Genomic DNA, 22,925 nt, shown 5'->3' on the forward strand with positions numbered 1-22,925 from the left:
GGCGGCAGGGCGATATGTGACATAGCACCCTGTCTCAGGCCCGCAGCCACTCCGTGACGATCACGTCCCCGCCCCTGCGCAGCCGCAGCGCGAACGGCCCGGCGGGTGGGGTGTCGCTGGCGAAGCGGCCCATGTCGTCGACGGTGAGCGGGCGGGCCGCCGCGGGACCGTCGAGCACCTCGATCCGCGCGGACTGCGGGGGCAGCAGCTGGCCGAGCAGCCCGTCGCCGGTGACCTCGACGTCCACGGTCAGCTCGCCCGCCCGGAAGGTCAGCATCCGGGGCGGGTCCTCGACGCCTCTGACGGGGATGGCGTCCACCAGGGAGTCGAAGGTCAGCTCGGCGACCCGGGCCTCCAGGTCGTGCAGCACGTAGGCGTCCATGGCCAGTTGGAGCAGTTCGGCCGGGAGCGGGTCGAGGACGGCGGCCGCGCTCCGCAGCTCCTCCTCCAGGAGGTCCGCGTCGAACTCGGCATCGAACTCGGCGCCGTCGAAGCCCTCGTCGGCCGGGAAGTCGTCGTCGCTCATACCGCACCCCTCGCGTCGAGCCGGGCCCGCAGCCGGCGCAGACAGCGCTGGCGCAGCGGGCCGATGCTGCCCACGGCGATACCCAGCGCGACGGACACCTCGACATAGCTGGGCGGCGGCGAGGCCATCAGGACCCGCAGCAACTGCCTGCAGCGGTCGCCGAGTTCCTCGAACTCCTGCCAGACGAGACGGATCCGCTCCGCCTCGTCCGCCTCGTCCTCCGCGTCGATCAGGGACTGTTCGGGCGTACGGTCCTCGCTGACCCGGTCCAGGACCTGGGGATCGTCGGTCGGCAGCAGCCGGGTCAGTCCCCGGATCACCTTCAGGCACTCGTTGCGCGCGGTGCTGGCCAGCCAGGAACCCGCCTTGTCGGGCTCCCGGATCCGGCCCAGGTGCTGGGCGAACCGGAACCAGACGGTCTGGTACACCTCGTGCCCGTCGGCGTCGGAGAGCCGGTGCGCGCGCACCACGGACCACACCAGTGGGCTCAGCCCCTCCACGAGCGCCTTCCAGGCCGCCGCGTCACCGTCGACGGCGGACTGGACCAACGCGCCGACCTCTGCTCGGTCCACGGCCCCACCCCTCGTGTACGGCAAGTCATGGTACGCCGTGGAGGGGAGTGTTCCGGAACCCGGGCCGGAACTCAGGCCGTGGTGGCCAGCCTGACGACCGGTACCGGTTGCCAGCTCGCCGGGCGGAGCACCGGTACGGCGGCACCGCGCACCTCGGCGTACTCCGCGATGCCCGCCAGGAGCTGGGTGCGTGCCGTGCGCGCGTCCGGCTCCTTGTGCGTGGTCATCCGGTCGGCGACGAGGCCGGCGGCGATGGGGGTGGCGAACGATGTTCCGCTCCACTGTGCGAACCCTTCGAACATCACTTGGTCCGGTTTGCCGGGGCCGGTCGTCCCGGTGCTGGTCAACACGCCGGTGTGGCGCGGGTACTGGCAGGTGCAGGCGTAGGTGAAGCCGAACCGGCAGGCGTCGTAGGTGGTGTGCTGGTACACGTACGGCACGGGTGCGTCGAACCCGGCCATGGCGCCGATGAGTTGCTCGCCGGGGGCGTAGACCTTGACCCAGCTGCCGTGGTTGGTGAAGCAGGCGCCGTACTCGCCGTCGCTGCGCAGCGCGCCGACCGAGAGGACCGTGTCCTCGTAGCCGGACAGGTCGGCGCAGGCGGCGGGCCAGAAGTTGGTGGCGCTGCCGTTGTTGCCGGCGGCGGCGACGAGCAGGGTGGACTGGTCGCGCAGGGCGTCCATGAAGGCCTCGACGGCGAGCAGTCCGTCGGCGCTGCCGTTCGAGGTGCCGGCGGAGAGGCTGATGATGTCCGGCCAGCCGTGCTGGTCGACCGCCTCGAACAGCTTGGCGCCGAACTCGGACTCCAGGATGGCGCCCGCGTCGTTGAGGGTGTTGGTGACGGTGATGTCCGTGTTCGGGGCGAGGGCGGCGATGAGACCGGCGATGAACGTGCCGTGGCCGACGTACTGCTGGAGGACGCCGGCGGCGTCGGTCTCGGTGACCTGCAGGTCGCCCTGGACGCGGTCGAGGAGCGGGTAGGAGCGGTAGTCGTGCACCAGGCCGGTGTCCATCACCAGCACGCTGACCGCGGTGTCCGGGTCGTAACTCCCGGCCACGGGCTGCGGGTTGGGGATCTGGGTGAGCAGCGCGGGGAGGGGTTCGCAGGGGTTGCAGGAGTTGGCGTTCCCCGTGGTGGACACGACGTGGTTGCGGCTGACCAGGCGGCGGCCGGCGCGGCCCTCGGCCTCTCGGAGGGCGCGCAGCGCGTGGCCGACGGCACGGTCGCCGGTGCGGTCGCCGTGGCTCGGGTCGCCGACCTGGATGCGGGTGACGCCGGTGCGGTTGGTCTCCGGTGCCGCCCTGCGCACCTGGTCGGCGATCAGGCCGGTGGTGGCGGTGAAGTGGGCGCGCACGGTGTCCTCGACGACCCGTGCCTCCTCGCCGTCGCGGGCGAGGACGACCCCCTTCTCGTACAGGAACTCGGCGGCGTCGTCCGGCCCCATCGCCAGCGGAACGTCCGGCATGGAACGCTGGATCTGTTCGAACTGCTCATGGAATCGCTGAGGTGCCATGGCCTGTCCTCCCCCGGTAACGGCGTTCTTCAGTCAGAGTCGCGGGTCCGCCGCCTGATACAGCGCCAAACCTGTGGGGCATGTATGCCCAGGCCACTACCATCCGAGGGGTGACTGCGCGAAGCGATTCGGTTACGGAACTCCTGCCGATGGTGTTCGCCGCCCCCGGCGAGGCCCTGGCGCGTGCGGAACAGGTCCTTCGGTCCGATCCGACGCCACTGGACGCGTCCGTCGCCCACCAGGTCATCGGCATCTGGCAGCGGGACTTCGGGGACCTCGCCCTGGCCCTCGACCATCTGCGGCGCGCCCGGGACTTCGCTGCCCGGGCGGACTCGGCGGACCGGGAGGCGGACGTCCTCGCCGCCCTCGGAGTCGCCCTGGTGCACGCGGGGCGCACCCGGCAGGGACTGGCCGCGCTGGACCGCGGGGTGGCCCGGGGCAACGGGCACACCCGGGCCCGGGTGCTGTACCGGCGCGCGTTCGCCTCCTGGGTGCTGGGCCGGCACAAGGAGGCCCTGGAGGACCTGCGGCGGGCGATACCGGTGCTGCGCCAGGCCGACGACGTCATCTGGACCGCGCGGGCGCTGAGCGTGCGGGCGACCGTGCATCTGGCGATGGGCGCGGTGGAGCGGGCGGACGCGGACTTCACGGCGGCGGAGCGGCTGTGGGAGACGACGGGCCAGGAGCACGACAAGGCGGTCGCCGTGGAGAACCGGGGCCTGGCCGCCTACCGGTCCGGTGACATCCCGGCGGCGCTGCGGCTGCTGGCCGAGGCCAAGGAGCGGTACGACGAGCTGGGCACCCCGCCCTTCATGCTGTACATCGCGCGCTGCGACGTGCTGATGGCGGCCGGTCTTGCCCCGGAGGCGCTGGCCGAGGCGGACGGGGCGATCGCCGCCCTGGACCGGATCGGCGGGCAGTCCACCCGCAAGGCCGAACTGCTGCTGACCGCCGCCCGCTCCGCGTTGTCGACGGGGGACGCGCAGACCGCGATCGCCCGGGCCGCCGTCGCCGTCCGGCTGTTCTCGGGGCAGCGGCGGAGCTGGTGGGAGACGCATGCGCGGCTGGTGCTGATCGAGGCGCGGGTGGCGGGCGGGGCCGCGTCCGGGCGGCTGGTGCAGGACGCGGCGGCGGTCGCCGAGCAGCTGGCGTCCTTCGGTGCGCCGGCCGCGCCGGAGGCCTCGCTGCTCGCCGGGCGGATCGCGCTGGCGCTGGGCTGGACGGCGGACGCGGAGCGGCATCTCGCGGTGGCCGCGCGCAGCAGGAACGCCGGTCCGCCGCTGACCCGGATGACCGGATGGGCCGCGCAGGCGCTGCGGGCCCGTGCGGCCGGCTCGGGCCGGGGTGTCCTGGAGGCGTGCCGGCGCGGCCTCGATGTCCTGGACGACCACCGGATGACGCTGGGCGCCTCGGAGCTGCGGGCCCGGGCCACCGCGCAGGGCGCCGAACTGGCCGCGCTGGCCCAGCAGGCGAGCCTCGCGCACGGCGGGCCGCGCCGCCTGCTGGAGTGGAGCGAGCGCTGGCGGGCCACGGTGCTGTCCACTCCCCCGACCCGGCCGCCCGCGGACCCGGCCCTGCTCGCCTCGCTCACCGCGTTCCGGGAGATCGCCTCGCGCGCGGAGGAGGCCCGCCGCCGGGAGGGGGGCCGTCCGGTGCCCGCCCTGGAGCGTGAACAGCGGCGCCTGGAACGGGAGATCCGCTCCCGGACCCATCACACCCGGGGGGACGCGCCCGGCGAAGGCGACCGCTTCGACCCGGCCCGGCTCCTGGACCGGCTCGGTGACGCCCGGCTGGTCGAACTCGCCGTCGTGGACGGCCGGGTGCACATCCTGCTGTGCGGACAGGGCCGGGTACGGCGCTTCGCGGGCGGCCTGCTGGCCGAGGCGGTCGCCGAGGCGGAGCATGTCCAGGCGGGGCTGCGACGGCTCGCGCACCCGGGGGCGGAGGCGCGGCTGCCGGTGGTGGAGGCCGCCGGGAAGCGGTTGGAGGAGCTGCTGCTGGGCGCGGCGGCGGACCAGCTCGGCTCCGGCCCTGTGGTGATCGTCCCGCCGGGCGCGCTGCACCGGGTGCCCTGGGCGCTGCTCCCCTCGCTCCGGGAGCGGGTGCTCAGCGTGTCACCGTCGGCGGGGAGCTGGCTGCGGGCCCGGGAGACCGAGCCGCCGCCGGGCGGCCGCCATGTGCTGGTCCGGGGGCCCGGGCTGGCGACCGAGGGCGCGGAGGTGCCCGAAGTGGCGGGCCGCTACGCGACGGCACGGATCCTGGAGCACGACGACGCCCAGGTCCCGCGTGTCCTGGCCGAGTTGGACGGAGCCGCGCTCGCCCACATCGCCGCGCACGGCACGTTCCGCGCGGACAGCCCGCTCTTCTCCGCGCTGCGGATGGCCGACGGCCCGCTGATCGTGCACGACTTCGAACGCCTCGCCCGCAGCCCCTACCGGATCATCCTCTCCAGCTGTGACACGGCCCGCCTCGCCTCGGTCGGTGCTGATGAACTCCTCGGCCTGGTCACGGCGTTGCTGCCGCTGGGCACGGCCGGGGTGGTGGCGAGCAGCGCACCCGTCAACGACGCGGCCGTGGTCCCGCTGATGCTGGCCCTGCACAAGGGGCTGGGCGCCGGCCTGTCGCTGGCGGAAGCCCTGCGCGACGCCCGGGCCGCCCTGCCGGGCGACGCGCTCCACCAGGCGACGGGCTGGGCGTTCGCGGCGTTCGGTGCGGCCTGAGAGACAGCCCGCGCCCCCGAAGGGGCGCTGGGGGTACCCCCGGCCGAAGGCTGGGGGAGGAACTGCGCGACAAGCCACGACGGCGCCGCAGTCGACACACGACGCATCGCGGCACTTCCAGCGGAGCGCTACGCCGACTGCCGGTCCGGCTGTTCCACCAGCCACGGCAGGGCCGCGCGGTCGCTCGCGCCGAGGCGGGTGTAGGCGCTGTAGAGGTGGTTGCCCACCGTCCGTACGGACAGGGTCAGTTGCTCGGCGATCTGCCGGTTGCTGAGGCCCGAGGCGGCGAGGGTGACGATCTGGCGCTGGCGGGCGGTGAGTTCGCCGAGGACCAGCCCGGCAAGGGCCGGGGTGCGGGCGCCCTGGCAGCGGCGGGCGAGGGCGACCGCGCGGGTGCGGGCCGTCCGGGCGGCACGCGGGTCGCGGTGGGCGCGGACGGCCTGGGCGTGGGCCTCCGCCGCGAACAGCAGCAGACCGCGCTCCGCCAGCGCCGTGGCCACCCGGTCGAGGGCGGGTCCGTCGCCGCGGGCGAGGGCCTCGGCGTGCCGCGCGAGCACGCCGTACAGCCGCCCCGCGGCCCGCACCGCCTCCTCGGGCTCCCCGAGCCGTACGGTGCCGTAGTGCGCGAGACCCCCGTCCCCGCGCACTACGGCGCCTTCCCCCGACTCGGCAGCGGCACGGGCGAGTTCGGTACGGCAGGAGGCGTCGCCCGGCGCCGTCCGCAGTCCCTCCCTCGCCCACGCCGCCGCCTCTCGCAGCTCCCCCCGAAGCCACGAGTACCGGGCACGCACGGCCGCGTACCCGGCTGGTACGGGCAGGCCTCCCGACGCCAGCCACTCCCCCACCGGGGCCGGCACCTCCCGTACGTCCAACTGCTCGATGCGTTCTTCCAGTTGCTCCTGTTCGTCCTTCAGGGCGGGCTCGCACTGGCCGGGGGTGCGGGCCAGCCGCCGGGCCCGCAGCCGGCCCGTCGTGGCGCGCAGCGCGGGGCCGTGCAGGGGGTGGGCGAGGCGGACCGCGCCCCGTTCGTCGACGTGGATCAGGCCCTCGGTCTCCAGCCGTTCGAGAACGGCCAGGTCGAGTCCGTCGTCGAGGAGGAGCGGCAACGGCTCGGCGAAGGCGAGGCGTTCGAGGGTGTCGTGTTCTCCCGGGCCCCGCCGGTCCAGCAGGGGCGCGATGCGGTCCCGTACGGTCGCGGTGAGCGGCAGCGGGCCACGCCAGGCCCACTCGCCGGTGTCCGGGACCCGGGTCAGCGAGCCGGACTCGCGCAGCGCGCCGAGCAGGTCGCGCAGCAGCCGCAGATCGCCCTGGCAGAGCCGGTGCAGCCGGCGCACGGTGAGCGGGTCCAGGCCGCCCCCGTCGAGCAGCGTGGCGGTCTCGTCGTACGGCAGGGGTTCCAGGGCGAGGTGGGTGAGGAGTTCCCCGGTCCAGAGCCGGGAGACGGCGCCGGGCAGGGCTGCCGGGGTGGCGGCGGCCACCACGAGCCGGGTGCGGCGGTGCACGGCGAGCTGGTGGACGAGGGCGGCCGAGGCCTCGTCGAGAAGGTGGGCGTCGTCGACGACGAGGAGCCGTACGCCGGACAGGTGCCGGACCGCGCCGGGCAGCGAGACGTGGTCGGAGAGCAGGTGCGCGAACGCCGCGAACGGGAGGGCGCTGGTCTCGGGGGTGCCGGTGACCCGGGCGCAGTCGGTGCCCCGGACGGCCTCGGTGATCAGCCGGGTCTTGCCGATGCCGGCCGGGCCGGTCACCACGACACCCTGCCGTCCTGCCACCGACGACCGCCTGACCAGCTCCAGTTCGTCCTCCCGGCCGGTGAACGGCCAGGGCAGTTCGAGGGTTCGCGCATCCCGTTCGTAAGTCGTCACGTGAGTATGAGTCGCGATACTCAGCTCTGATACAGGGGGACTTGAGTAGCTTCCGACTCAGGCGTCCGGCCGGGTCGAACGGCAGTCTGGGCGCATGACCCGACGCTACTGCTCGCTTCCGCAGCAGTCGGCCCCGGCGTTCGCGCCGGGACTGGCCGCCGAGCGGCTCGGCGCGCTCGTCGGCGGGCGGCGGATGTGGGTCAACGGCACTGCTCTGCACTACTACTTCTTCGACGCCGACACCGACGCCTCGGTGATCCCGGTCCCGGGGACCGGGGAGACCCGCCGGGTGCCGTGGGCCGGTGCCAAGGAGCAGCGGGACGTGGTGCGCGAGTGCTTCCGTGAGTGGCAGGACCTCGGCATCGGGGTCATGTTCGCCGAGGTCTTCGACCGGCGCGAGGCGGAGCTGCGGATCGGCTTCCAGCTGGGGGACGGATCCTGGTCCGCGGTGGGCCGGGACGCGCTCTCGATGGGCGCCAACGACCGCACGATGAACCTGGGGTGGGACCTGACGGAGGCGGGCGGGCGCTGGACGGCCCTGCACGGGATCGGGCACGCGCTAGGAATGCAGCACGAGCACCAGAGCCCGTTCGCGGGCGTCCACTGGGACGACGAGGCGGTCTACGCCGATCTCGCCGGACCGCCGAACCACTGGAGCCGGGACCGGACGCACTTCAACATCCTGCGCAAGCTCGACGCCGCCGAGGCCAACGGCTCGGTGTGGGACCCGCAGTCCGTGATGCAGTTCGCCTTCGGTCCGGGGCTGGTCCTGGAGCCGGAGCACTACCACAGCGGCCTCTACCCGCCGGGGTCTCTGTCCCCGGCCGACAAGGAGTTCGTGCTCCGCTGGTACCCGCCCGCGGATCCGCCGGCCGTGCTGGTGCCGTTCCGCTCGGCACCGCTCAGCCTGGGTCCCGGCGGGCAGGCCGACTTCGCCGTGGAGCCGCCGGAGACCCGCGTCTACAGCGTGGCCACCTTCGGGGAGAGCGACTCCGTCGTCGTGGTCTTCGAGGAGCGCGACGGGGAACCGCGCTACCTCGCCGGCCACGACGACGGGGGCACCCCGCACAACACCAGGATCAGGGTCCGGCTCGTCAAGGGCCGCCGCTACTTCGTCCGCGTCCGTCTCCACTCCACATGGGGGTCGGGGGAGACAGCTGTCATGTGCTGGTGACACCGGCACACGACCGCGACGCGGAGGTCGGACCACTGTCCGGCGCCGGGGGAAGCGGTCGCGGCACGTAACCTTCGGGGGAGGGATACGTGCCGCGACCAAACCGGAAACGCTGCGCATACCCACCCAGGGGCGCGGGGCCCCTGTCGATGTGCGGCTCCGCCGCGTGGGCGCGACCGGCCACGACGCACCCGCACCCGGCAGCGCACCGCCCCACCCCACCCCTCAGCCGCCCAACTCCAGCGGCCGCGAAGGGTCCTTGGACCACTCCTCAAGTGAACCGTCGTACACCGACACGTCCTCCCGGCCCAGCAGCGTGAGCGCAAGCGCCGCCCCCGCCGCCGAGATCCCCCCACCGCAGTAGAGGACGACGGGCGAAGCGTCACCCAACTCCCGCACGCTCTCTTGGAGTTCGGCTGGCGGCAGCCCCCGTCCCGGCAGGCTGACGCTCCCCGGAATGTGCCCCCGCCGGCTGTACCGCGTCGGCACCGACCCGGCGAACCCCCCGGAGGGCAGCGCACAGACGAGTACCCCCGGCCGCTCCCCCCTGCTGATCGCCGCCACCTCCTCGATGTCCGACCAGAGCCCGGGCCGCGGCACCGGCGTCACCGGCACGGCGGCGGGTCCGGGGACCTCGTCCCCCGTGGCCACCGGCCGCCCCGCCGCCTCCCACGCCGCCAGGCCGCCGTCCAGCACCGCGGCCGGTACCGAGATCGCGCGCAGCATCCACCACACCCGGGCGGCCCAGATCCCGCCCCCGGTGTCGTAGACGACGGCCTCGCTGCCCTCCCCCACACCGAGCCGGGCCAGTACGGCGGCGAGCTTGTCCGGCGCCGGGACGGCGAAGTGGTACGGCGCCTCGGGGTCGGAGAGATCACCGGTGAGGTCGGCGTGGCGGGAGCCGGGGACGTGGCGCTCGGCCCAGCCGGCCCGGCCGGAGGCGGCGCGGTGGTCGCCGTCGTGGCGGGGCGAGGGCAGCAGCGCGGTGGCGTCGAGGACGGCCAGCCGGGGGTCGTCCAGGTGGGTCGCGAGCCAGGTCTCGTCGACCAGGGGGCCGGGCAGCAGGGTGGTCATGGCGGGCGATCGTACGCCCGCGACCTGGACGTCTCACCGATCGGGCATCCGCATCCCATATCGCGGACGCGGCTTGCACAGCGGGCGGGAGCTGCGGTTATGGTTTCGGCCATCTACGCGGGAGCCCCTCCCCGACCGGGCTGAGAGGGCGTCTGGGATCCGTGTGCCGCAGCGGCGGACACGGTCCCCATGGGGACGCCGACCGCACCAGCAGCGCCATGCGCCCCGCGTAGGAGTTCACGTGTCCACAGCAGTCGAGCCGCGGCCCCCGGTGTTCCACCACGCTGCCCGCTCCTGTTGTTGTCGCGCGTGCTGTCGCCGGTCCTTCTGACCGCCGCCTCCCTCACCTCCATCACCCCGCTCATCCCCGCGCGCCCCCGCGCGCCGCTTTCGGAGTACTCCCATGCCGCACATCCGGGTCATGCTCGACTATTTCCATCCATGGCCGAATTCTGCCGGTCTGTACGTGGCCCGTGCCCGCGACGGGTACGCGGCCGCGGGACTGGACGTCGAGCTGGTGGTGCAGGACCCGGGGCGCGGGGACACCCTGGAGTACCTGGCCCGGGGCGAGGTGGACTTCGGGATCTTCCCGCCGAACCGGCTGCTCGCCCGCCGGGCGGCCCTCGGCCAGCCACTGGTGGCCGTCGCCGCGGTCAACCACCGTGGTCTGGAGGCGATCCAGACCACGACCTCGACCGGCATCACCCGCCCCCGCGATCTGGCTGGCCGGCGTCTCGCCTACAACCCGACCCCGCGCGGGCGGGCCATGGTCCGCCACCTGGTGGCGGCGGACGGCGGCGACCCGGACGCGGTGATCACCCTCGACGCGGGCTCCCGCGAGCTCACGGTGGACGACATCGAGGCCGGCGAGGCGGACGCCACCTTCGGCAACTACTGGTCCTGGGACGCCCTGCGCGGCGACCTGCCCGAGCACAGCCGGCTGACCTGGCCGGTCGACGAGATAGGCGCGCCCCGCTACCACAGCTACCTGCTGGGCACGAGCGAGCGGCTGCTCGACGAACAGCCCTCCCTGGTAAGGGACTTCCTGGCCGTGACGGCCCGCGGATACGCCACCTCCGCCGACGAGCCCGACGCCACGCTGGAGATGCTGGAGCGGGTCATCCCGTACTTCCCGCGTCCGCTCATCGCCCGCTCCCTCGCCCTGATCGCGCCCACGTGGACGGACCCGCAGGGCCGTTGGGGTGTGATCGACGAGGGCCGGATGGGCCCCTACGCGCACTGGCTCGCCGAGAACGGCGCCATCGCCCACGACCACGACTGGGACCGGTCGTTCACCAACAGCCTGCTGGACGTGACCGCATGACCCTGCTCACCCGGCGGCTCGCCGTCGACTTCAAGCGGACGGACAGCGCGCTGTGTCGGGCCTGACCGCCCCGCACCGCCGCCCGACTGCCCTCCCCCGTACGAAGGACCCTCCACCATGCTCCGCCGCACCGCGCTGCCGGCCCTCGCCGCCCTGGCACTCCTCGCCGTCACCACCGCCTGCTCGGCCGACGCCGACTCCACGGCGGCCGCCAAGGACGGCACCACCACCGTCACCCTGGCCCTGGACTGGACCCCCAACACCAACCACACCGGCATCTACGTCGCCCAGACCAAGGGCTGGTTCAAGGACGCCGGGATCGACCTGAAGATCGTGCCCTACGGCTCGACCGCACCCGAGACGCTGATAGCGAGCCACAAGGCCGACTTCGGCATCTCCTACCAGGAGGGCGTCACCACGGCCCGCGCGGCCGGTCAGGACATCACCTCCGTCTACGCCGTCACGCAGAAGACGGACGTGACGGTCTCGGTGCGCGCCGACCGCACCGACATCACCTCGCCCAAGGACCTGGACGGCAGGACGTACGCCGGGTTCGGCGCCCCCTACGAGAAGCCGCTGCTCCAGAAGGTCATCAAGAACGCGGGCGGCACGGGCGACTTCAAGCAGGTCACCCTCAACACCTCGGCGTACGCGGCGCTGTACGCCGGCAAGGCGGACTTCGCGATGCCGATGCCGACCTGGGAGGGCCTGGAGGCGAAGCTCAGCGGGAAGCCGCTGAAGGACTTCCAGCTCTCCGACTACGGTTTCCCGGCGATCTACTCCACACTGATCGCGTCCTCCGACCAGTTCCTGAAGAAGAACCCGGCGGTGGCGAAGAAGTTCCTGGCGGCCGTCGACAAGGGCTACCGCTACGCGGCCGGGAATCCCGACCAGGCCGCCGACCTGCTCATCGCCGCCAACAAGAGCGTGCTCACCAACACCACGCTGGTGAAGGAGAGTTCGCAGCTGCTGGCCAAGGAGTACTACAAGGGCGCCGACGGCTCGATCGGCACCCAGAGCGCCGCCCGCTGGAAGGCCTTCGCCGACTTCGAGTACGACGCCGGGCTGCTCGTGGACGCGAACGGCAAGAAGCTCACCACGGCGCCGGACACCTCGGCCTTCTTCACCAACGCCTACCTCCCGGACACCAAGTGAGGTCCGTACTGCGGTCGTTGTGGCCGCCCCTGCTGGTGCTCGCGGTGGTCGTCGGTGGCTGGCAGCTGTACGTGACGGCGGCCGGGGTCGACCCGACCACCCTGCCCTCCCCCGCCCGGGTGGCGGAGCAGGGCTGGGCGAACCGGCAGGACCTGTGGGACCAGACGCTGCCCACGCTCCAGGAGACGCTGCTCGGCTTCGCCCTGTCGTTCGCGGCGGCCTGGCTGGTGGCGGTGGTGCTGGACTTCTCCGCCGCCGCCCGCCGGGGCCTCTACCCGCTCCTGGTCGCCTCGCAGACGATCCCGATCGTGGCCGTGGCGCCCCTGCTGATCATCTGGTTCGGGTTCGGGCTGCTGCCCAAGATGCTGGTGGTGACGCTGACGACGTTCTTCCCACTGGCCGCCAACCTCGCCGCCGGGTTCGCGGCGACCGACCGGGAGGCCATGCGGCTGCTGCGCTCGCTCGGCGCCGGACGGTGGCGGGCGTTCCGGCTGGTGCGGGTGCCGAGCGCGATGCCGTACTTCTTCGCGGGGCTGCGGGTGAGCATCACCTACGCCGTGGTCGGCGCGGTGTTCGCCGAGTACGCGGGCGCCGAGTCGGGGCTCGGGATCTACATGCAGGCCCAGAAGAGCGCGTTCCGGACCGACCTGGTGTTCGCGGCGGTCGCGGTGACGGCAGCGCTGAGCATCGCGCTGTTCGGGGCCACTTGTCTGCTGCAGCGGCTGGTGCTGCCCTGGGAACGGAAGGCCGGGAAATGAGCAGTCTGCGCATCGCGGGCGTGGGCAGGTCCTTCGGTTCGCTGGAGGTCCTGCGGGATCTCGAACTCACAGTGGAGCAGGGTGAGTTCGCCGCCGTCATCGGTCCCAGCGGCAGCGGCAAGAGCACCCTGTTCAACCTGGTGTCCGGCTTGGACCGGCCGACCGCGGGACAGGTGCTGGTGGAGGGCGAACCGGCCGGGGTGGCGTCCGGCAAGGTCGCCTACATGCCGCAGAAGGACCTGCTGTTCCCCTGGCGGACGGTCCTCGACAACACCGCACTGGGCCTGGAGGCGCAGGGCGTGCGGAAGAAGGAGGCACGGGCGCGGGCCGACGCGCTGTTCGCCGACTTCGGCCTCGACGGCTTCCAGAAGGCGTATCCCTCGCAGCTCAGCGGAGGCATGCGGCAGCGGGCCGCGCTGCTGCGCACGGTGGTCCTGGAGCGGCCGGTGCTGCTCCTGGACGAGCCGTTCGGCGCGCTGGACTCGCTGACCCGCACGGAGATGCAGCTATGGCTGGCCGGCATGTGGCAGCGGCACCGCTGGACGGTCGTCCTGGTCACCCATGACATCCGGGAGGCGGTGCTGCTCGCCGACACCGTCCACGTCCTGTCCCCGCGCCCGGCCACGGTGGTGGACCGAGTCGAGGTCCCGCTGCCCCGGCCGCGCGGCGCCGACGACTTCACGGCGCCGGAGTTCGCGGCGACGGAACACCGAATCCTGGACGCCCTGCGCGGCACAACGGCGGTGCGGACGCCATGAGTTCGCATCTCGCCCACGGCCTGGGCACCGAGCCGGTCGAACCGGACTGGCCACCGCTGACCGACGCCGAGGCAACCGCCGTGACCGGTCCGGCCCGGGTGGTGTGGCGCAGTCCGCGCCCGCTGTCGGCGGCGGCCGTCGTGGAACGGGACGGACGGCGACTGTTCGTGAAACGGCACCACGTCTCCGTACGCACCCCGCGGGGTCTGGCGGAGGAGCACGCGTTTCTCCGTCACCTGCGGGAGCGAGGGGCACCCGTGGTGGAGGTACTGGACCTGGTGGAGCGCGGCGAGTGGACGTACGAGGTCCACTCGACAGGCACCGGCACCGACCTGTACCGGGACGCGCTGTCCTGGTCACCGTTCCTCGGTACGGCCCATGCCCGGGCGGCCGGCGAGGCGCTGGCCCGGCTGCACCTGGCGGCCGAGGGCTTCGACGCACCGCGCCGTTCGCCGCAGCCCCTGGTCGCCTCCTTCACGGTGTTCGCGGATCCGGACCCGTGGGCCGCGCTGAACACGTACCTGTCCGAACGTCCGCGGCTGGCACGAGCGTTGGCGGACTGCCCCTGGCACGAGGACACCCACCGCGTGCTGCTCCCGCTCCATGAGCGACTGGCACCGCACCTCCCGGGTCTCACCCCCCTGTGGACCCACAACGACTGGCACGCCTCCAACCTCCTCTGGGACGAGGCCGGCGAGGTCGCCACGGTCCTGGACTTCGGCATGAGCGACCGCACCACCGCCGTGCACGACCTGGCCACCGCCCTGGAACGCAACACCGTGCAGTGGCTGGCCCCTGACCGCCCGGTCCAGGAGAAGCACGCGGTCGAACTGCTCCGGGGATATCAGTCGGTACGCCCGCTCACCGCCGCCGAGTCGGCTGCCCTGCCCGCCCTTCTCCCCCTGGTCCACGCCGAGTTCGCCCTGTCCGAGCTGGACTACTTCCACGGCGTCACCCGGTCACGGGAGAACGCCCGGCTGGCTTACGCGTACTACGTCGGCCACGCCGAGTGGTTTGCGGGAACGGTCGGCCACCGGCTCCTTGAGCTGGTGGCCGCGCAGGTGTGAGTCTCAGCGCCGGCGCCACTCCGCCGCGAGGAGTTCGTACGAGCGGACTCGGTCGGCCTGGTCGTGGGTGATGGTGGTGATGAGCAACTCGTCGGCGCCGGTGGCCTCCTGGAGCTGCTCCAGGCGGTCGGCGACGTGTTGCGGAGATCCCACGAACTGGGTGTCGAGGCGGTCCTGGACCAGCTCCTGGTCCTCGTCCGTCCAGACGTGCGCCCGGGCCTCCTCGGGGGTGGGGAAGGGGATGGCGCCCTCGGCGGTACGGATGCTGCGGACCCAGGGGCCGTAGCCGGTGGCGAGTTCGCGGGCGGTGGCGTCGTCCTCGGCGACCACGACGTCGGCGGAGACGCTGACGTACGGCTTGTCGAGGACGTCCGAGGGCTGGAAGTACGCGCGGTAGCCGTCCACCGCCTCCAGGACCGTGGCCGGGCTGACGTGGTAGTTGGCGGCGAAGCGCAGCCCCCGTTCGCCCGCGACCTGTGCGCTCTCGCCACCGCTGCTGCCCAGGATCCACACCTCGACCTCGGCACCCTCGCCCGGGACGACGTGGGCCTCGACGCCGTCCTCGGTGCGGTAGGTCCCGGCGAGCAGCGCGAGGATGTCGTCGATCTGTTCGGCGTAGTCCTGGGACTCGGCGTTCGGCAGCAGGAGCAGTTTGCGGTGGAGCGCGAACCGGGGCGAGCGGAGGAGGTGGGCGAAGGAGAAGCGGGGCGGGACGACCAGGCCGTTGGGGGCCCGGCCGTCGACCACCGGGGTCGCCGTCGGCGCGGCTGCCTTCTCGCCCGGCGGGCGGCCGCCGGAGCGGCCCAGGCCCAGGTCGAGGCGGCCCGGGTGGACGGCGTCCAGGAGGCCGAACTCCTCGACTGTGGACAGCGCGGTGCGGTGTCCGAGCTGTACGGCGCCGGAGCCGAGCCGGATCGTGGAGGTCGCGGCGGCGGTCAGCGCCAGGACCACCGCGGGGGAGGTGCCGGCCACCCCGGGGTTGAGGTGGTGCTCGGCGAACCAGTAGCGGGCGTAGCCGAACTCCTCGGTACGCCGCGCGAGTTCGACGGAGTTGCGCAGGGCGTCGGCGGCGGTGGCACCGCTCGGTATCGGCACCAGGTCGAGGACGCCGAGCGGGATGTCAGACATGGGCGGGCTCCTCGGCGGCCGGGTGTACGGGTGCCCACGGGAACGGTGGGTCGGGGATGTCCCTGCGCAGGACCGGGGCCACCGCCGACTGGAACAGCTCCAGCGAGTCGCGGTGCTGAGCGTCCGTCAGTCCGCTGGCGTCGGCGTGCAGATGCAGGACGGTGTGGCCCAACTGCTCGTGGTAGCGGTGGACTTTCTCGATAACCTGTTGCGGGCTGCCGATGAGCGCGGAGCTGCGCTCGACGAAGTCCTCCAGGGTCTCGAAGACGACCGGCAGCCCGGCCCGGCGGAAGAAGGCCAGGTTCGCCTCGAACACCGGGCGGTAGGCGGCCAGCGCCTGCTGGCTGGTGGGCGCCACCAGGAGGCCCGCCGAACCCGCGCCGACCGCGATGTCCGCCGGGTCGTGGCCGTAGTGCTCCCAGCGCTCCCGGTAGTACCGGACCAACTCGCCGTACGGCTCGACGGGGTTGGTGACGTTCGCGGAGAACAGCGGGTCGCCGTAGCGGGCGGCGAGGTCGACGGACTCCTTGCTGGTGGCGCTGCCGTGCCAGACCCGGACCGGCCGCTGGTAGGGGCGCGGCCAGACCTCGGCGTCGGTCAGCTCCGGCCGGAACCGGGTCTTCGCGGTCACCTTGTCCTGCCGCCACAGCTGCCGGAACACCTCGTAGCTCTCGGCGTTGCGGTCCCACTGGTCCTCGGGTGTGACATGGAACAGCTCGCGCTGGGCGGAGCCGTTGCCCTTGCCGATGATCAGGTCGAGGCGGCCCTCGGAGAGGTGGTCGAGGGTCGCGTAGTCCTCGTACGCACGGACGGGGTCCAGCAGGCTCAGGGTGGTGACCGCGGTGAAGAGCCGGATGCGGCGGGTGAGCGCGGCGACGTGGCTGAGCACGACCGTCGGGGAGGAGGAGATGAACGGACGCTCGTGCCGCTCCCCCACCCCGAAGCCGTCGAAGCCCAACTCCTCGGCCAGTACGGCGTTGTCGAGGACCTCGCGGAACCGGTCGTGGGTGGACTTCTGTCGCCCCGTGACCGGATCCGGGCGGTGCACGATCAGGGTGATCGCGAGGAACCTCACGACGCCACCCGCTCGCCCCGGGGCTCGTCGGGGTGGGCGAGGCCGAGGTGGTCGCGCAGGGTGGTGCCCTCGTACTCGGTGCGGAAGACGCCCTGCTCCTGGAGGAGCGGCACGACCGTGTCGGCGAAGGTGTCCAGGCCGCCGGGGGTGATGTGCGGGACCAGGATGAAGCCGTCGGAGACGTCGGCCTGCACGAAGTCGTTGATGGTGCGGGCGACGGTGGCCGGGGAGCCGACGAAGGTCTGCCGGTTGCCGGTGTTGATCACGAGGTCGCGGATGGACCACTTGTTGGCCTCGGCGAGCTCACGCCATTCGCGGGCGATGGCGACCGGGTCGCGGTACATCCGGACCTGCGCGCGGCCCCGGGAGATGTGGTCCTCGCCGACCAGCGGGTCGACGTCGGGCAGCGGGCCCTCCGGGTCGTACGACGACAGGTCCCGGTTCCAGACGAACTCCAGGTGCCTGAGGGCGGTCGCCCCGCTGACCTGCTGGCGGCGCACCTGGTGGGCGATCTCCTCGGCCTCCTCGTCGGTGTCGCCGAGGACGAAGCTGGCGGCGGGCAGGATCAGCAGCTCGTCGGGGCGGCGGCCGTACTTGGCGAGGCGGGACTTCACGTCGGTGTAGAAGGCCTGGCCGGCGTCGAGGGTGGCGTACCGGCTGAAGATCGCGTCGGCACCGGACGCGGCGAACTCGCGGCCTTCGTCCGACTCGCCTGCCTGGAAGATCACCGGGCGGCCCTGCGGGGAACGTGGCACGTTGAACTGGCCGTGGATGTCGAACTGGGCGCCCTTGTGCACGAAGGAGCCGGCCCTGGCGTCGCTCAGGAAGGTGCCGGTGGCCTGGTCGGCGAGGATCTCGTCGCCGTGCCAGGAGTCGAAGAGCTCGTGGGTGGTGGCGAGGAACTCCTTGGCGCGGGAGTAGCGCTCGTCCTGCGGCAGGAAGCCGCCGCGCCGGAAGTTCTCGCCGGTGAAGGCGTCCCAGGACGTGACCACGTTCCAGGCGGCCCGGCCGCCGGAGAGGTGGTCGAGGCTGGCGAACTGGCGGGCCACCTCGTAGGGCTCGTTGAAGGTGGAGTTGATGGTGCCGGTGAGACCGAGGTGGTCGGTGACGGCGGCCAGCGCGGCGAGGACGGTGAAGGTGTCGGGGCGGCCGACGACGTCCAAGTCGTAGATCTTCCCGCCCTGTTCGCGCAGTCGCAGGCCCTCGGCGAGGAACAGGAAGTCGAACTTGGCGCGTTCGGCCGTCTTCGCGAAGTGCGCGAAGGAGCTGAACTCGATGTGGCTGCCGGCGGCCGGGTCGCTCCACACGGTGGTGTTGTTGACGCCCGGGAAGTGCGCGGCCAGGTGGATCTGCTTCAGCGGCTTGCTCATGTCGGGTGCGGTCCTTCCGGCTCAGGCGGTGGCAGCGGCGGCGTAGCGGTTGGCGGGGCGGGCGAGCCCGAGCAGGCCGCGCAGGGTGTCCGCCTCGTAGGCGGTGCGGAAGCGGCCGCGGCGCTGGAGTTCGGGGACCAGGTCCGCGGTGATGCGCGGCAGGTCGTGGCCGAGGACGGCGGGGCGGAGCCGGAAACCGGTGAGGCCCTCGGCGGCGAACTCTTCGAGGAGATCGGCGAGTTGGGCCGCCGTGCCGGTGAAGATGCGGGCGTCGCTGGTGTACGCGCCGCCGTCGAGGGCGTCGAGGCGTTCCTTGCGGGCGACAGCCGTGGCCTGGTCGTCGTCGAGGAGGACCACCAGGTCGCCGAAGACGTGCACGGTGTCCCCGGCCCGGCCGGCGGCCTCCTGCTCGGTGCGGATCTCGGCGACGATGGCGCGGGCGTCGGCGGCGTCCTGCGGGGTGACGTAGCCGACGTCGGCCTGGCGGGCGATCAGCCGGTAGGGGACGGTCTGGTGGCCGAGGGCGGTGACGAGCGGCTGGCCCTGCGGCGGGCGCGGGGTGATGGAGGGGCCCTTGACGCTGAAGTGGCGGCCCTCGAAGTCGATGTAGTGCAGCTTGTCGCGGTCGATGAAGCGGCCGGTGGCGGCGTCCCGGATCTCGGCGTCGTCCTCCCAGCTGTCCCAGAGCCGGCGCACGGCCTCGACGTGGTCGGCGGCCTCGTCGAAGTGCTCGGTGAGCCGCTCCTGCCCGGCGGGGGACCGTAGTTCCGCCAGGTCGATCGGCGGGAAGGCGCGCCGGCCGAAGTGGTCCGCCTCGTGCGGGCGGGCGGATATCTGCACCCGCAGCCCGGCGCGGCCGGTGCTGACGTAGTCCAGGGTGGCGATCGCCTTGGAGATGTGGAACGGCTCGGTGTGGGTGGCGATCACCGTCGGCACCAGGCCGATGTGGCTGGACAGGGGCGCGATCCGGGCTGCGATCAGGACGGCGTCCAGGCGGCCGCGGACCTGGTCGGTGCGGCCGTCGAGCTCGCCGTAGTGCGAGGACTGCAGGCCGAGGCCGTCCTCGAAGGTGACGAAGTCGACGAGGCCGCGCTCGGCCTCGGCGACCAGGTCGGCCCAGTAGCCCGCGGTGAACAGGTCGCGGGGGCGGGCGACCGGCTCGCGCCAGGACGCCGGGTGCCAGCCGGTGCCGTCCAGGGCGACGGCGAGGTGCAGGTGGGAAGCGGGAGATGAGGACACAGGGGTGCCTTCCTGAGGGTCCGTACGAGGGCGCGCCGGAGGGAGGGGCGCAGCTGGGACAGCAGGTCAGGAACAACAGAGCGCGCCGGCCACGCGCTGGAGGTCGATGTGCGGCCGTGAGTGCAGGACGGTACGGCGGCTGGGGCTGGGGACACGTGTCACGGCCCGCACCTCCCAGATCTTCCGGCCTGCTCCGCGTACATCTCGTCGTGAGTCACAACCGACCGGTTTCCGTGGTTGTTCCCGGGCTGCGCACCAGCAGGGTGCGGCCGCGCAGCCGCTCGGTGAAGCCGATCGACTCGTAGAGCCGGATCGCGTTGGCGTTGCCCGGGGCCGCATGCAGGAACGGGGTGTCGCCGCGTTCCCGGATCCCGGCGGCGACCGCGCGGATCAGCCGGGTGGCCAGTCCCCGGCCCCGGTGCTCCGGGTCGGTGCAGACGGCGCTGATCTCCGTCCAGCCGGGCGGCCGCAGCCTCCCCCAGCCTTCGGCCGGGGGGACCCCCATCTCGCTGCGCTCGGCGAGGTGGGCGTGCGGGCCGGCGAGGGCCGACCAGGCGGCGTTGTCGAGCGGGGACGTGCGCGGAGCGGGAGGGGCTCCGCCTCCGCGAAGGCCGGTGTGGAGAGTCACGGAGGCGAAGTCCTTTCTCAACCAGCGGGTTTGCTCTTCGACAGGGATCAGGAGTTGTCGAGGGGCAGTCCGGGCGGGTTCACCTCGGACTTGGCGACGGCCTCGTTGGAGAGGTTGTAGGCCTTGAGCCACTGGGCGTACTGGCCGTGCTCGATCAGGTAGTTGATGGCGTCGGCGAGGGGCTTGGCGAGGCCGCTGTCCTTCTTCGCGGTGGCCGCGATCAGGCCCTGGAGGCTGGCGCCCGCGCCGGAGTAGGTGCCCGCGGTGCGGGTGGCGTTGGGCGTGTTCTCGGTCTGCTTGTTGTGGTAGGCGATGCCGGGGTTGGGGCCGAGGTAGGCGTCGATCTTGCCGCTGGACAGGGCCAGGTAGACGCTGTTGCTGTCCTGGAAGTACTTGACGGTGAGCTTCTTGCCCTCCCTCTCCAGCTTCTTCTTCCACTCCAGGAGGATCTTCTCCTGGTTGGTGCCGGCGCTCACGGAGACGGTCTTGCCGGCGAGGTTCTCGTAGTCGCCGTCGAAGTTCCAGGTGCTCTTCTTCGGGACGGTGAAGGCGAGGTTGTCCTGCCGGTAGGAGGCGAACTCGTACTTCTTCTTGCGCTCCTCGGTGTCGGTGACGTTGGAGAAGGCCACGTCGACCTTGCCGCTGTCGATGCCGACGAACATGTTCTCCCAGGTGGCGTTCTGGATCTCGGACTTGAGGCCGAAGACCGCGGCGACCAGGCGGCCGAGGTCGGGCTCGGAGCCGGTGAGGGTCTTCTGGTCGCTGCCGACGTAGGCCAGCGGCGGGAACCCGGCGGGCAGGGCGCCCTCGCCGATGACGAGCTTGCCGCTCTTCCTGACGGAGTCGGGCAGTTCGGCGCTGATGGACTTGACCTCGGAGACCTTGATCGTGGTCTGGGTTGCGGCGCCGTTGGAGACCTGTCCTACGACGACCTCGCCGGTCTTGGCGGCTGAGGTGGTGGTGGCCGCGTCGCTGTCGCCCCCGCAGGCGGCGAGCCCGGTGGCGAGGGAGGCGACCGCGGTCGCCGCGATGATGCCGCGTATCAGGCTGCGTCGGGTGAAGTGGGCAGGCATGGTCGTCCTTTGTGACTGGGTGAGATGAGAGAGACGTGGGGGGAGATCTGGGGGTACGGCGGTTCAGAGGACCTTGCTGAGGAAGTCCCTGGTCCGCTCGTGCTGCGGCTTGTCGAGCACCTGGGAGGGCGGGCCCTGCTCGACGATCCGGCCGCCGTCGATGAAGACGACCCGGTCGGCGATCTCGCGGGCGAAGCCGATCTCGTGGGTGACGATGACGAGGGTGGTGCCGCTGGTCGCCAGGTCCTTGATGACGGCGAGGACCTCACCGACGAGTTCGGGGTCCAGGGCGGAGGTCGGCTCGTCGAAGAGGATCACGCCGGGGCGCAGGGCGAGGGCGCGGGCGATGGCCACCCGCTGCTGCTGGCCGCCGGAGAGCTGGCGGGGGTAGGCGCCGATGCGCTCGCCGAGACCGACCCGCTCCAGGAGTTCCTTGGCCAGGGCCTGGGCCTCCGGCTTGCTGAGCTTTCCGGTGGCGACCGGGGCGGCAGCCACGTTCTCCAGCACGGTGAGGTGCGGGAAGAGGTTGAAGTTCTGGAAGACGAAGCCGATCCGGCCGCGCTGGGCCAGGATGGCGCGCTCGCTCAGCTCCTTCAGCCGGTCGCCCTGCCGCTTCACGCCGATCGGCTCGCCGTTGATGCTGACATGGCCGATCTCGGGCTTCTCCAGGTGGTTGACGACCCTCAGGAGAGTGGACTTGCCGGAGCCGGACGGGCCGAGGACGACGGTGACCTCGCCGGGGCGGATGGTCAGGTCGATGCCGTCCAGGACGCGGTGGGTGCCGTACCACTTGTGGACGCCGTTGATCTCCAGGGCGGCCGGGGCCGTCTCCAGGGTGTCGGTGATGGTCATACCGCGGCCTCCCGGCGGATGCGGGCGCGCAGGTCGGTGAGACCGGTGCGCAGTTTCTGCAGGGGGGTCGGCGGCAGCGTGCGGGTGGCGCCCCGGGCGTAGTACCGCTCGACGTAGAACTGGATCACGGAGACGACGCTGGTCAGGATCAGGTACCAGACGGTCACCACCAGGAGCAGCGGCACGATGTCGCCGGGATAGGTGGAGCCCATGCTCTGCGCGGAGCCGAACAGGTCGAGCAGGGAGACGTAGAAGACCAGCGAGGTGCTCTTGATCAAGCCGATCAGCTGGTTGACGTAGTTCGGGGTGATCGACCTGAGCGCCTGCGGGAACACGATCTTCCGGAACTGGTAGCCCTTGGGCAGGCCGAGCGCGGCGGCCGCCTCGTGCTGGCCCTGGTCCACGGAGAGGATGCCGCCGCGGACCACCTCGGCGGCGTAGGCGGCCTCGTTGAGGCTGAGGCCGATGACGGCGACGACCATGTCGGTGGCGAGCTTCGACTCGTCGAAGGAGAAGAAGGCCGGCCCGAAGGGGACGCCGATGCTCAACGTCTTGTACAGGGCGCTGAAGTTGTAGAGGAAGAGCAGGACCACGATGAGCGGTATGGAGCGCAGCGCCCAGACGTACGTCCAGCTGACCGCGCGCAGCACCGGGCTCCTGGAGAGCCGGGCCAGGGCGAGCAGGATGCCGCCGAGGAGGCCCAACACCGCGCTGTAGGCGGTGACTTCGAGGGTGATGACCAGTCCGTCGAGGATGGTCGGCCGCAGGAACCAGTAGCCGAAGCGGTCCCACTGGTAGAAGGGGTTGGTCGCCAGTCCGTGGGCGAACTGGACGACGAGGACCAGGACGACGGCGGTGGCTATCCATCGTCCGGGCCTGCGCAGCGGAAGAACTCGCTGTGCGGCGAGGGGTTTTGACGGTTCGTCGGCTGCGGGGGGCGCCTCGGGGGCGGCGATCGTGGCGCCTGGGGGTTCACTCATGGCGGGCTCCGGCGGAGTCGGACGCCCACGTGTCCCACGGCGGAGGCCGCGCACCGGGCCGTGTTCGGGCACG

Annotated in this window: 20 protein-coding genes and 1 pseudogene; 7 read left to right on the plus strand and 14 right to left on the minus strand. The window is 72.4% G+C overall.

Features of this window, described 5'->3' with window-relative positions:
• Positions 1-34 precede the first annotated feature (34 nt).
• From ABZ887_RS27035 to ABZ887_RS27045, 3 genes are read right to left on the minus strand one after another with little or no spacing between them, the layout of a single operon-like run.
• Entirely contained in the window at positions 35-526 is a 492-nt protein-coding gene (locus tag ABZ887_RS27035) for a hypothetical protein (protein WP_361294059.1), read from the minus strand.
• Positions 523-1,122 carry a sigma-70 family RNA polymerase sigma factor gene (locus tag ABZ887_RS27040; protein WP_361294062.1) on the minus strand — a complete coding sequence of 200 codons (600 nt, stop codon included), beginning with the start codon at positions 1,120-1,122 and terminating at the stop codon, positions 523-525. The genes ABZ887_RS27035 and ABZ887_RS27040 overlap by 4 nt, the downstream gene beginning before the upstream one ends.
• Before the next feature lie 47 nt (positions 1,123-1,169).
• Positions 1,170-2,612: a S8/S53 family peptidase gene (locus ABZ887_RS27045; RefSeq protein WP_361294065.1), complete on the minus strand. Its 1,443-nt coding sequence runs from the start codon at positions 2,610-2,612 to the stop codon at positions 1,170-1,172.
• A gap of 149 nt (positions 2,613-2,761) precedes the next feature.
• On the opposite strand from ABZ887_RS27045, the gene ABZ887_RS27050 reads away from it, so the two are divergent.
• The gene (locus ABZ887_RS27050; RefSeq protein ID WP_361294210.1) at positions 2,762-5,332 is read left to right on the plus strand and encodes a CHAT domain-containing tetratricopeptide repeat protein; all 2,571 of its coding nucleotides are present in this window, start codon (positions 2,762-2,764) and stop codon (positions 5,330-5,332) included.
• Positions 5,333-5,460: 128 nt separating this feature from the next.
• Here the strand turns inward: ABZ887_RS27050 and ABZ887_RS27055 are convergent, their stop codons facing one another.
• Positions 5,461-7,197, minus strand: a complete 1,737-nt coding sequence (locus tag ABZ887_RS27055; RefSeq protein ID WP_361294068.1) for a LuxR C-terminal-related transcriptional regulator — start codon at positions 7,195-7,197, stop codon at positions 5,461-5,463.
• 94 nt (positions 7,198-7,291) lie between these two features.
• Between ABZ887_RS27055 and ABZ887_RS27060 the strand changes: the two genes are divergently transcribed.
• Positions 7,292-8,371 (plus strand): hypothetical protein, encoded by a 1,080-nt coding sequence (locus tag ABZ887_RS27060; protein WP_361294071.1) that lies wholly within the window; start codon positions 7,292-7,294, stop codon positions 8,369-8,371.
• Positions 8,372-8,596: 225 nt separating this feature from the next.
• Here ABZ887_RS27060 and ABZ887_RS27065 read toward each other — a convergent pair whose 3' ends face one another.
• Positions 8,597-9,445, minus strand: a complete 849-nt coding sequence (locus ABZ887_RS27065; protein WP_361294074.1) for a rhodanese-like domain-containing protein — start codon at positions 9,443-9,445, stop codon at positions 8,597-8,599.
• A 403-nt stretch (positions 9,446-9,848) separates the two neighbouring features.
• Between ABZ887_RS27065 and ABZ887_RS27070 the strand changes: the two genes are divergently transcribed.
• From ABZ887_RS27070 to ABZ887_RS27090, 5 genes are all read left to right on the plus strand, one after another.
• Positions 9,849-10,769 carry an ABC transporter substrate-binding protein gene (locus ABZ887_RS27070; RefSeq protein ID WP_361294077.1) on the plus strand — a complete coding sequence of 307 codons (921 nt, stop codon included), beginning with the start codon at positions 9,849-9,851 and terminating at the stop codon, positions 10,767-10,769.
• Between the two features lie 117 nt (positions 10,770-10,886).
• Positions 10,887-11,924 (plus strand): ABC transporter substrate-binding protein, encoded by a 1,038-nt coding sequence (locus ABZ887_RS27075; RefSeq protein ID WP_361294080.1) that lies wholly within the window; start codon positions 10,887-10,889, stop codon positions 11,922-11,924.
• Positions 11,921-12,682 carry an ABC transporter permease gene (locus ABZ887_RS27080; RefSeq protein WP_361294083.1) on the plus strand — a complete coding sequence of 254 codons (762 nt, stop codon included), beginning with the start codon at positions 11,921-11,923 and terminating at the stop codon, positions 12,680-12,682. Before ABZ887_RS27075 ends, ABZ887_RS27080 begins: the two co-directional genes overlap by 4 nt.
• On the plus strand, positions 12,679-13,440 hold the full coding sequence (locus tag ABZ887_RS27085; protein WP_361294086.1) for an ABC transporter ATP-binding protein: 762 nt from the start codon (positions 12,679-12,681) through the stop codon (positions 13,438-13,440). Before ABZ887_RS27080 ends, ABZ887_RS27085 begins: the two co-directional genes overlap by 4 nt.
• Positions 13,437-14,507, plus strand: coding sequence for a phosphotransferase (locus tag ABZ887_RS27090; protein ID WP_361294089.1), 1,071 nt, complete (start codon positions 13,437-13,439; stop codon positions 14,505-14,507). Before ABZ887_RS27085 ends, ABZ887_RS27090 begins: the two co-directional genes overlap by 4 nt.
• A 3-nt stretch (positions 14,508-14,510) precedes the next feature.
• Here the strand turns inward: ABZ887_RS27090 and ABZ887_RS27095 are convergent, their stop codons facing one another.
• From ABZ887_RS27095 to ABZ887_RS27135, 9 genes and pseudogenes are all read right to left on the minus strand, one after another.
• Entirely contained in the window at positions 14,511-15,635 is a 1,125-nt protein-coding gene (locus ABZ887_RS27095) for an MsnO8 family LLM class oxidoreductase (RefSeq protein ID WP_361294092.1), read from the minus strand.
• Complete coding sequence (locus ABZ887_RS27100) at positions 15,628-16,710, minus strand: LLM class flavin-dependent oxidoreductase (RefSeq protein WP_361294095.1); 1,083 nt, start codon at positions 16,708-16,710, stop codon at positions 15,628-15,630. The genes ABZ887_RS27095 and ABZ887_RS27100 overlap by 8 nt, the downstream gene beginning before the upstream one ends.
• Entirely contained in the window at positions 16,707-18,080 is a 1,374-nt protein-coding gene (locus ABZ887_RS27105) for an NtaA/DmoA family FMN-dependent monooxygenase (RefSeq protein ID WP_361294098.1), read from the minus strand. Before ABZ887_RS27105 ends, ABZ887_RS27100 begins: the two co-directional genes overlap by 4 nt.
• A 21-nt stretch (positions 18,081-18,101) precedes the next feature.
• A complete protein-coding gene (locus tag ABZ887_RS27110) occupies positions 18,102-19,319 on the minus strand; it encodes an LLM class flavin-dependent oxidoreductase (protein WP_361294101.1) in 1,218 nt (405 codons plus the stop codon).
• 66 nt (positions 19,320-19,385) lie between these two features.
• Positions 19,386-19,490, minus strand: a complete 105-nt coding sequence (locus tag ABZ887_RS27115; protein ID WP_361294104.1) for a putative leader peptide — start codon at positions 19,488-19,490, stop codon at positions 19,386-19,388.
• 43 nt (positions 19,491-19,533) lie between these two features.
• Positions 19,534-19,794 (minus strand): annotated as a pseudogene (locus tag ABZ887_RS27120) (GNAT family N-acetyltransferase); the annotation flags it as partial.
• Positions 19,795-19,994: 200 nt separating this feature from the next.
• On the minus strand, positions 19,995-21,020 hold the full coding sequence (locus ABZ887_RS27125) for an ABC transporter substrate-binding protein (RefSeq protein WP_361294107.1): 1,026 nt from the start codon (positions 21,018-21,020) through the stop codon (positions 19,995-19,997).
• A 63-nt stretch (positions 21,021-21,083) separates the two neighbouring features.
• A complete protein-coding gene (locus tag ABZ887_RS27130) occupies positions 21,084-21,872 on the minus strand; it encodes an amino acid ABC transporter ATP-binding protein (protein WP_361294110.1) in 789 nt (262 codons plus the stop codon).
• Complete coding sequence (locus ABZ887_RS27135) at positions 21,869-22,852, minus strand: amino acid ABC transporter permease (RefSeq protein WP_361294113.1); 984 nt, start codon at positions 22,850-22,852, stop codon at positions 21,869-21,871. Before ABZ887_RS27135 ends, ABZ887_RS27130 begins: the two co-directional genes overlap by 4 nt.
• Between the last annotated feature and the right edge of the window lie 73 nt (positions 22,853-22,925).

This window comes from Streptomyces sp. NPDC047061 (assembly GCF_040643955.1).
Lineage (GTDB): Bacteria > Actinomycetota > Actinomycetes > Streptomycetales > Streptomycetaceae > Streptomyces.

Bases quoted from the DNA above. Each gene is read 5' to 3' on its own strand.
- ABZ887_RS27035 (WP_361294059.1), bottom strand. From the start codon at position 526: ATGAGCGACGACGACTTCCCGGCCGACGAGGGCTTCGACGGCGCCGAG.
- ABZ887_RS27050 (WP_361294210.1), top strand. From the start codon at position 2,762: ATGGTGTTCGCCGCCCCCGGCGAGGCCCTGGCGCGTGCGGAACAGGTC.
- ABZ887_RS27135 (WP_361294113.1), bottom strand. From the start codon at position 22,852: ATGAGTGAACCCCCAGGCGCCACGATCGCCGCCCCCGAGGCGCCCCCC.
- ABZ887_RS27105 (WP_361294098.1), bottom strand. From the start codon at position 18,080: ATGAGCAAGCCGCTGAAGCAGATCCACCTGGCCGCGCACTTCCCGGGC.
- ABZ887_RS27060 (WP_361294071.1), top strand. From the start codon at position 7,292: ATGACCCGACGCTACTGCTCGCTTCCGCAGCAGTCGGCCCCGGCGTTC.
- ABZ887_RS27095 (WP_361294092.1), bottom strand. From the start codon at position 15,635: ATGTCTGACATCCCGCTCGGCGTCCTCGACCTGGTGCCGATACCGAGC.
- ABZ887_RS27090 (WP_361294089.1), top strand. From the start codon at position 13,437: ATGAGTTCGCATCTCGCCCACGGCCTGGGCACCGAGCCGGTCGAACCG.
- ABZ887_RS27070 (WP_361294077.1), top strand. From the start codon at position 9,849: ATGCCGCACATCCGGGTCATGCTCGACTATTTCCATCCATGGCCGAAT.
- ABZ887_RS27075 (WP_361294080.1), top strand. From the start codon at position 10,887: ATGCTCCGCCGCACCGCGCTGCCGGCCCTCGCCGCCCTGGCACTCCTC.
- ABZ887_RS27085 (WP_361294086.1), top strand. From the start codon at position 12,679: ATGAGCAGTCTGCGCATCGCGGGCGTGGGCAGGTCCTTCGGTTCGCTG.
- ABZ887_RS27125 (WP_361294107.1), bottom strand. From the start codon at position 21,020: ATGCCTGCCCACTTCACCCGACGCAGCCTGATACGCGGCATCATCGCG.
- ABZ887_RS27130 (WP_361294110.1), bottom strand. From the start codon at position 21,872: ATGACCATCACCGACACCCTGGAGACGGCCCCGGCCGCCCTGGAGATC.
- ABZ887_RS27065 (WP_361294074.1), bottom strand. From the start codon at position 9,445: ATGACCACCCTGCTGCCCGGCCCCCTGGTCGACGAGACCTGGCTCGCG.
- ABZ887_RS27045 (WP_361294065.1), bottom strand. From the start codon at position 2,612: ATGGCACCTCAGCGATTCCATGAGCAGTTCGAACAGATCCAGCGTTCC.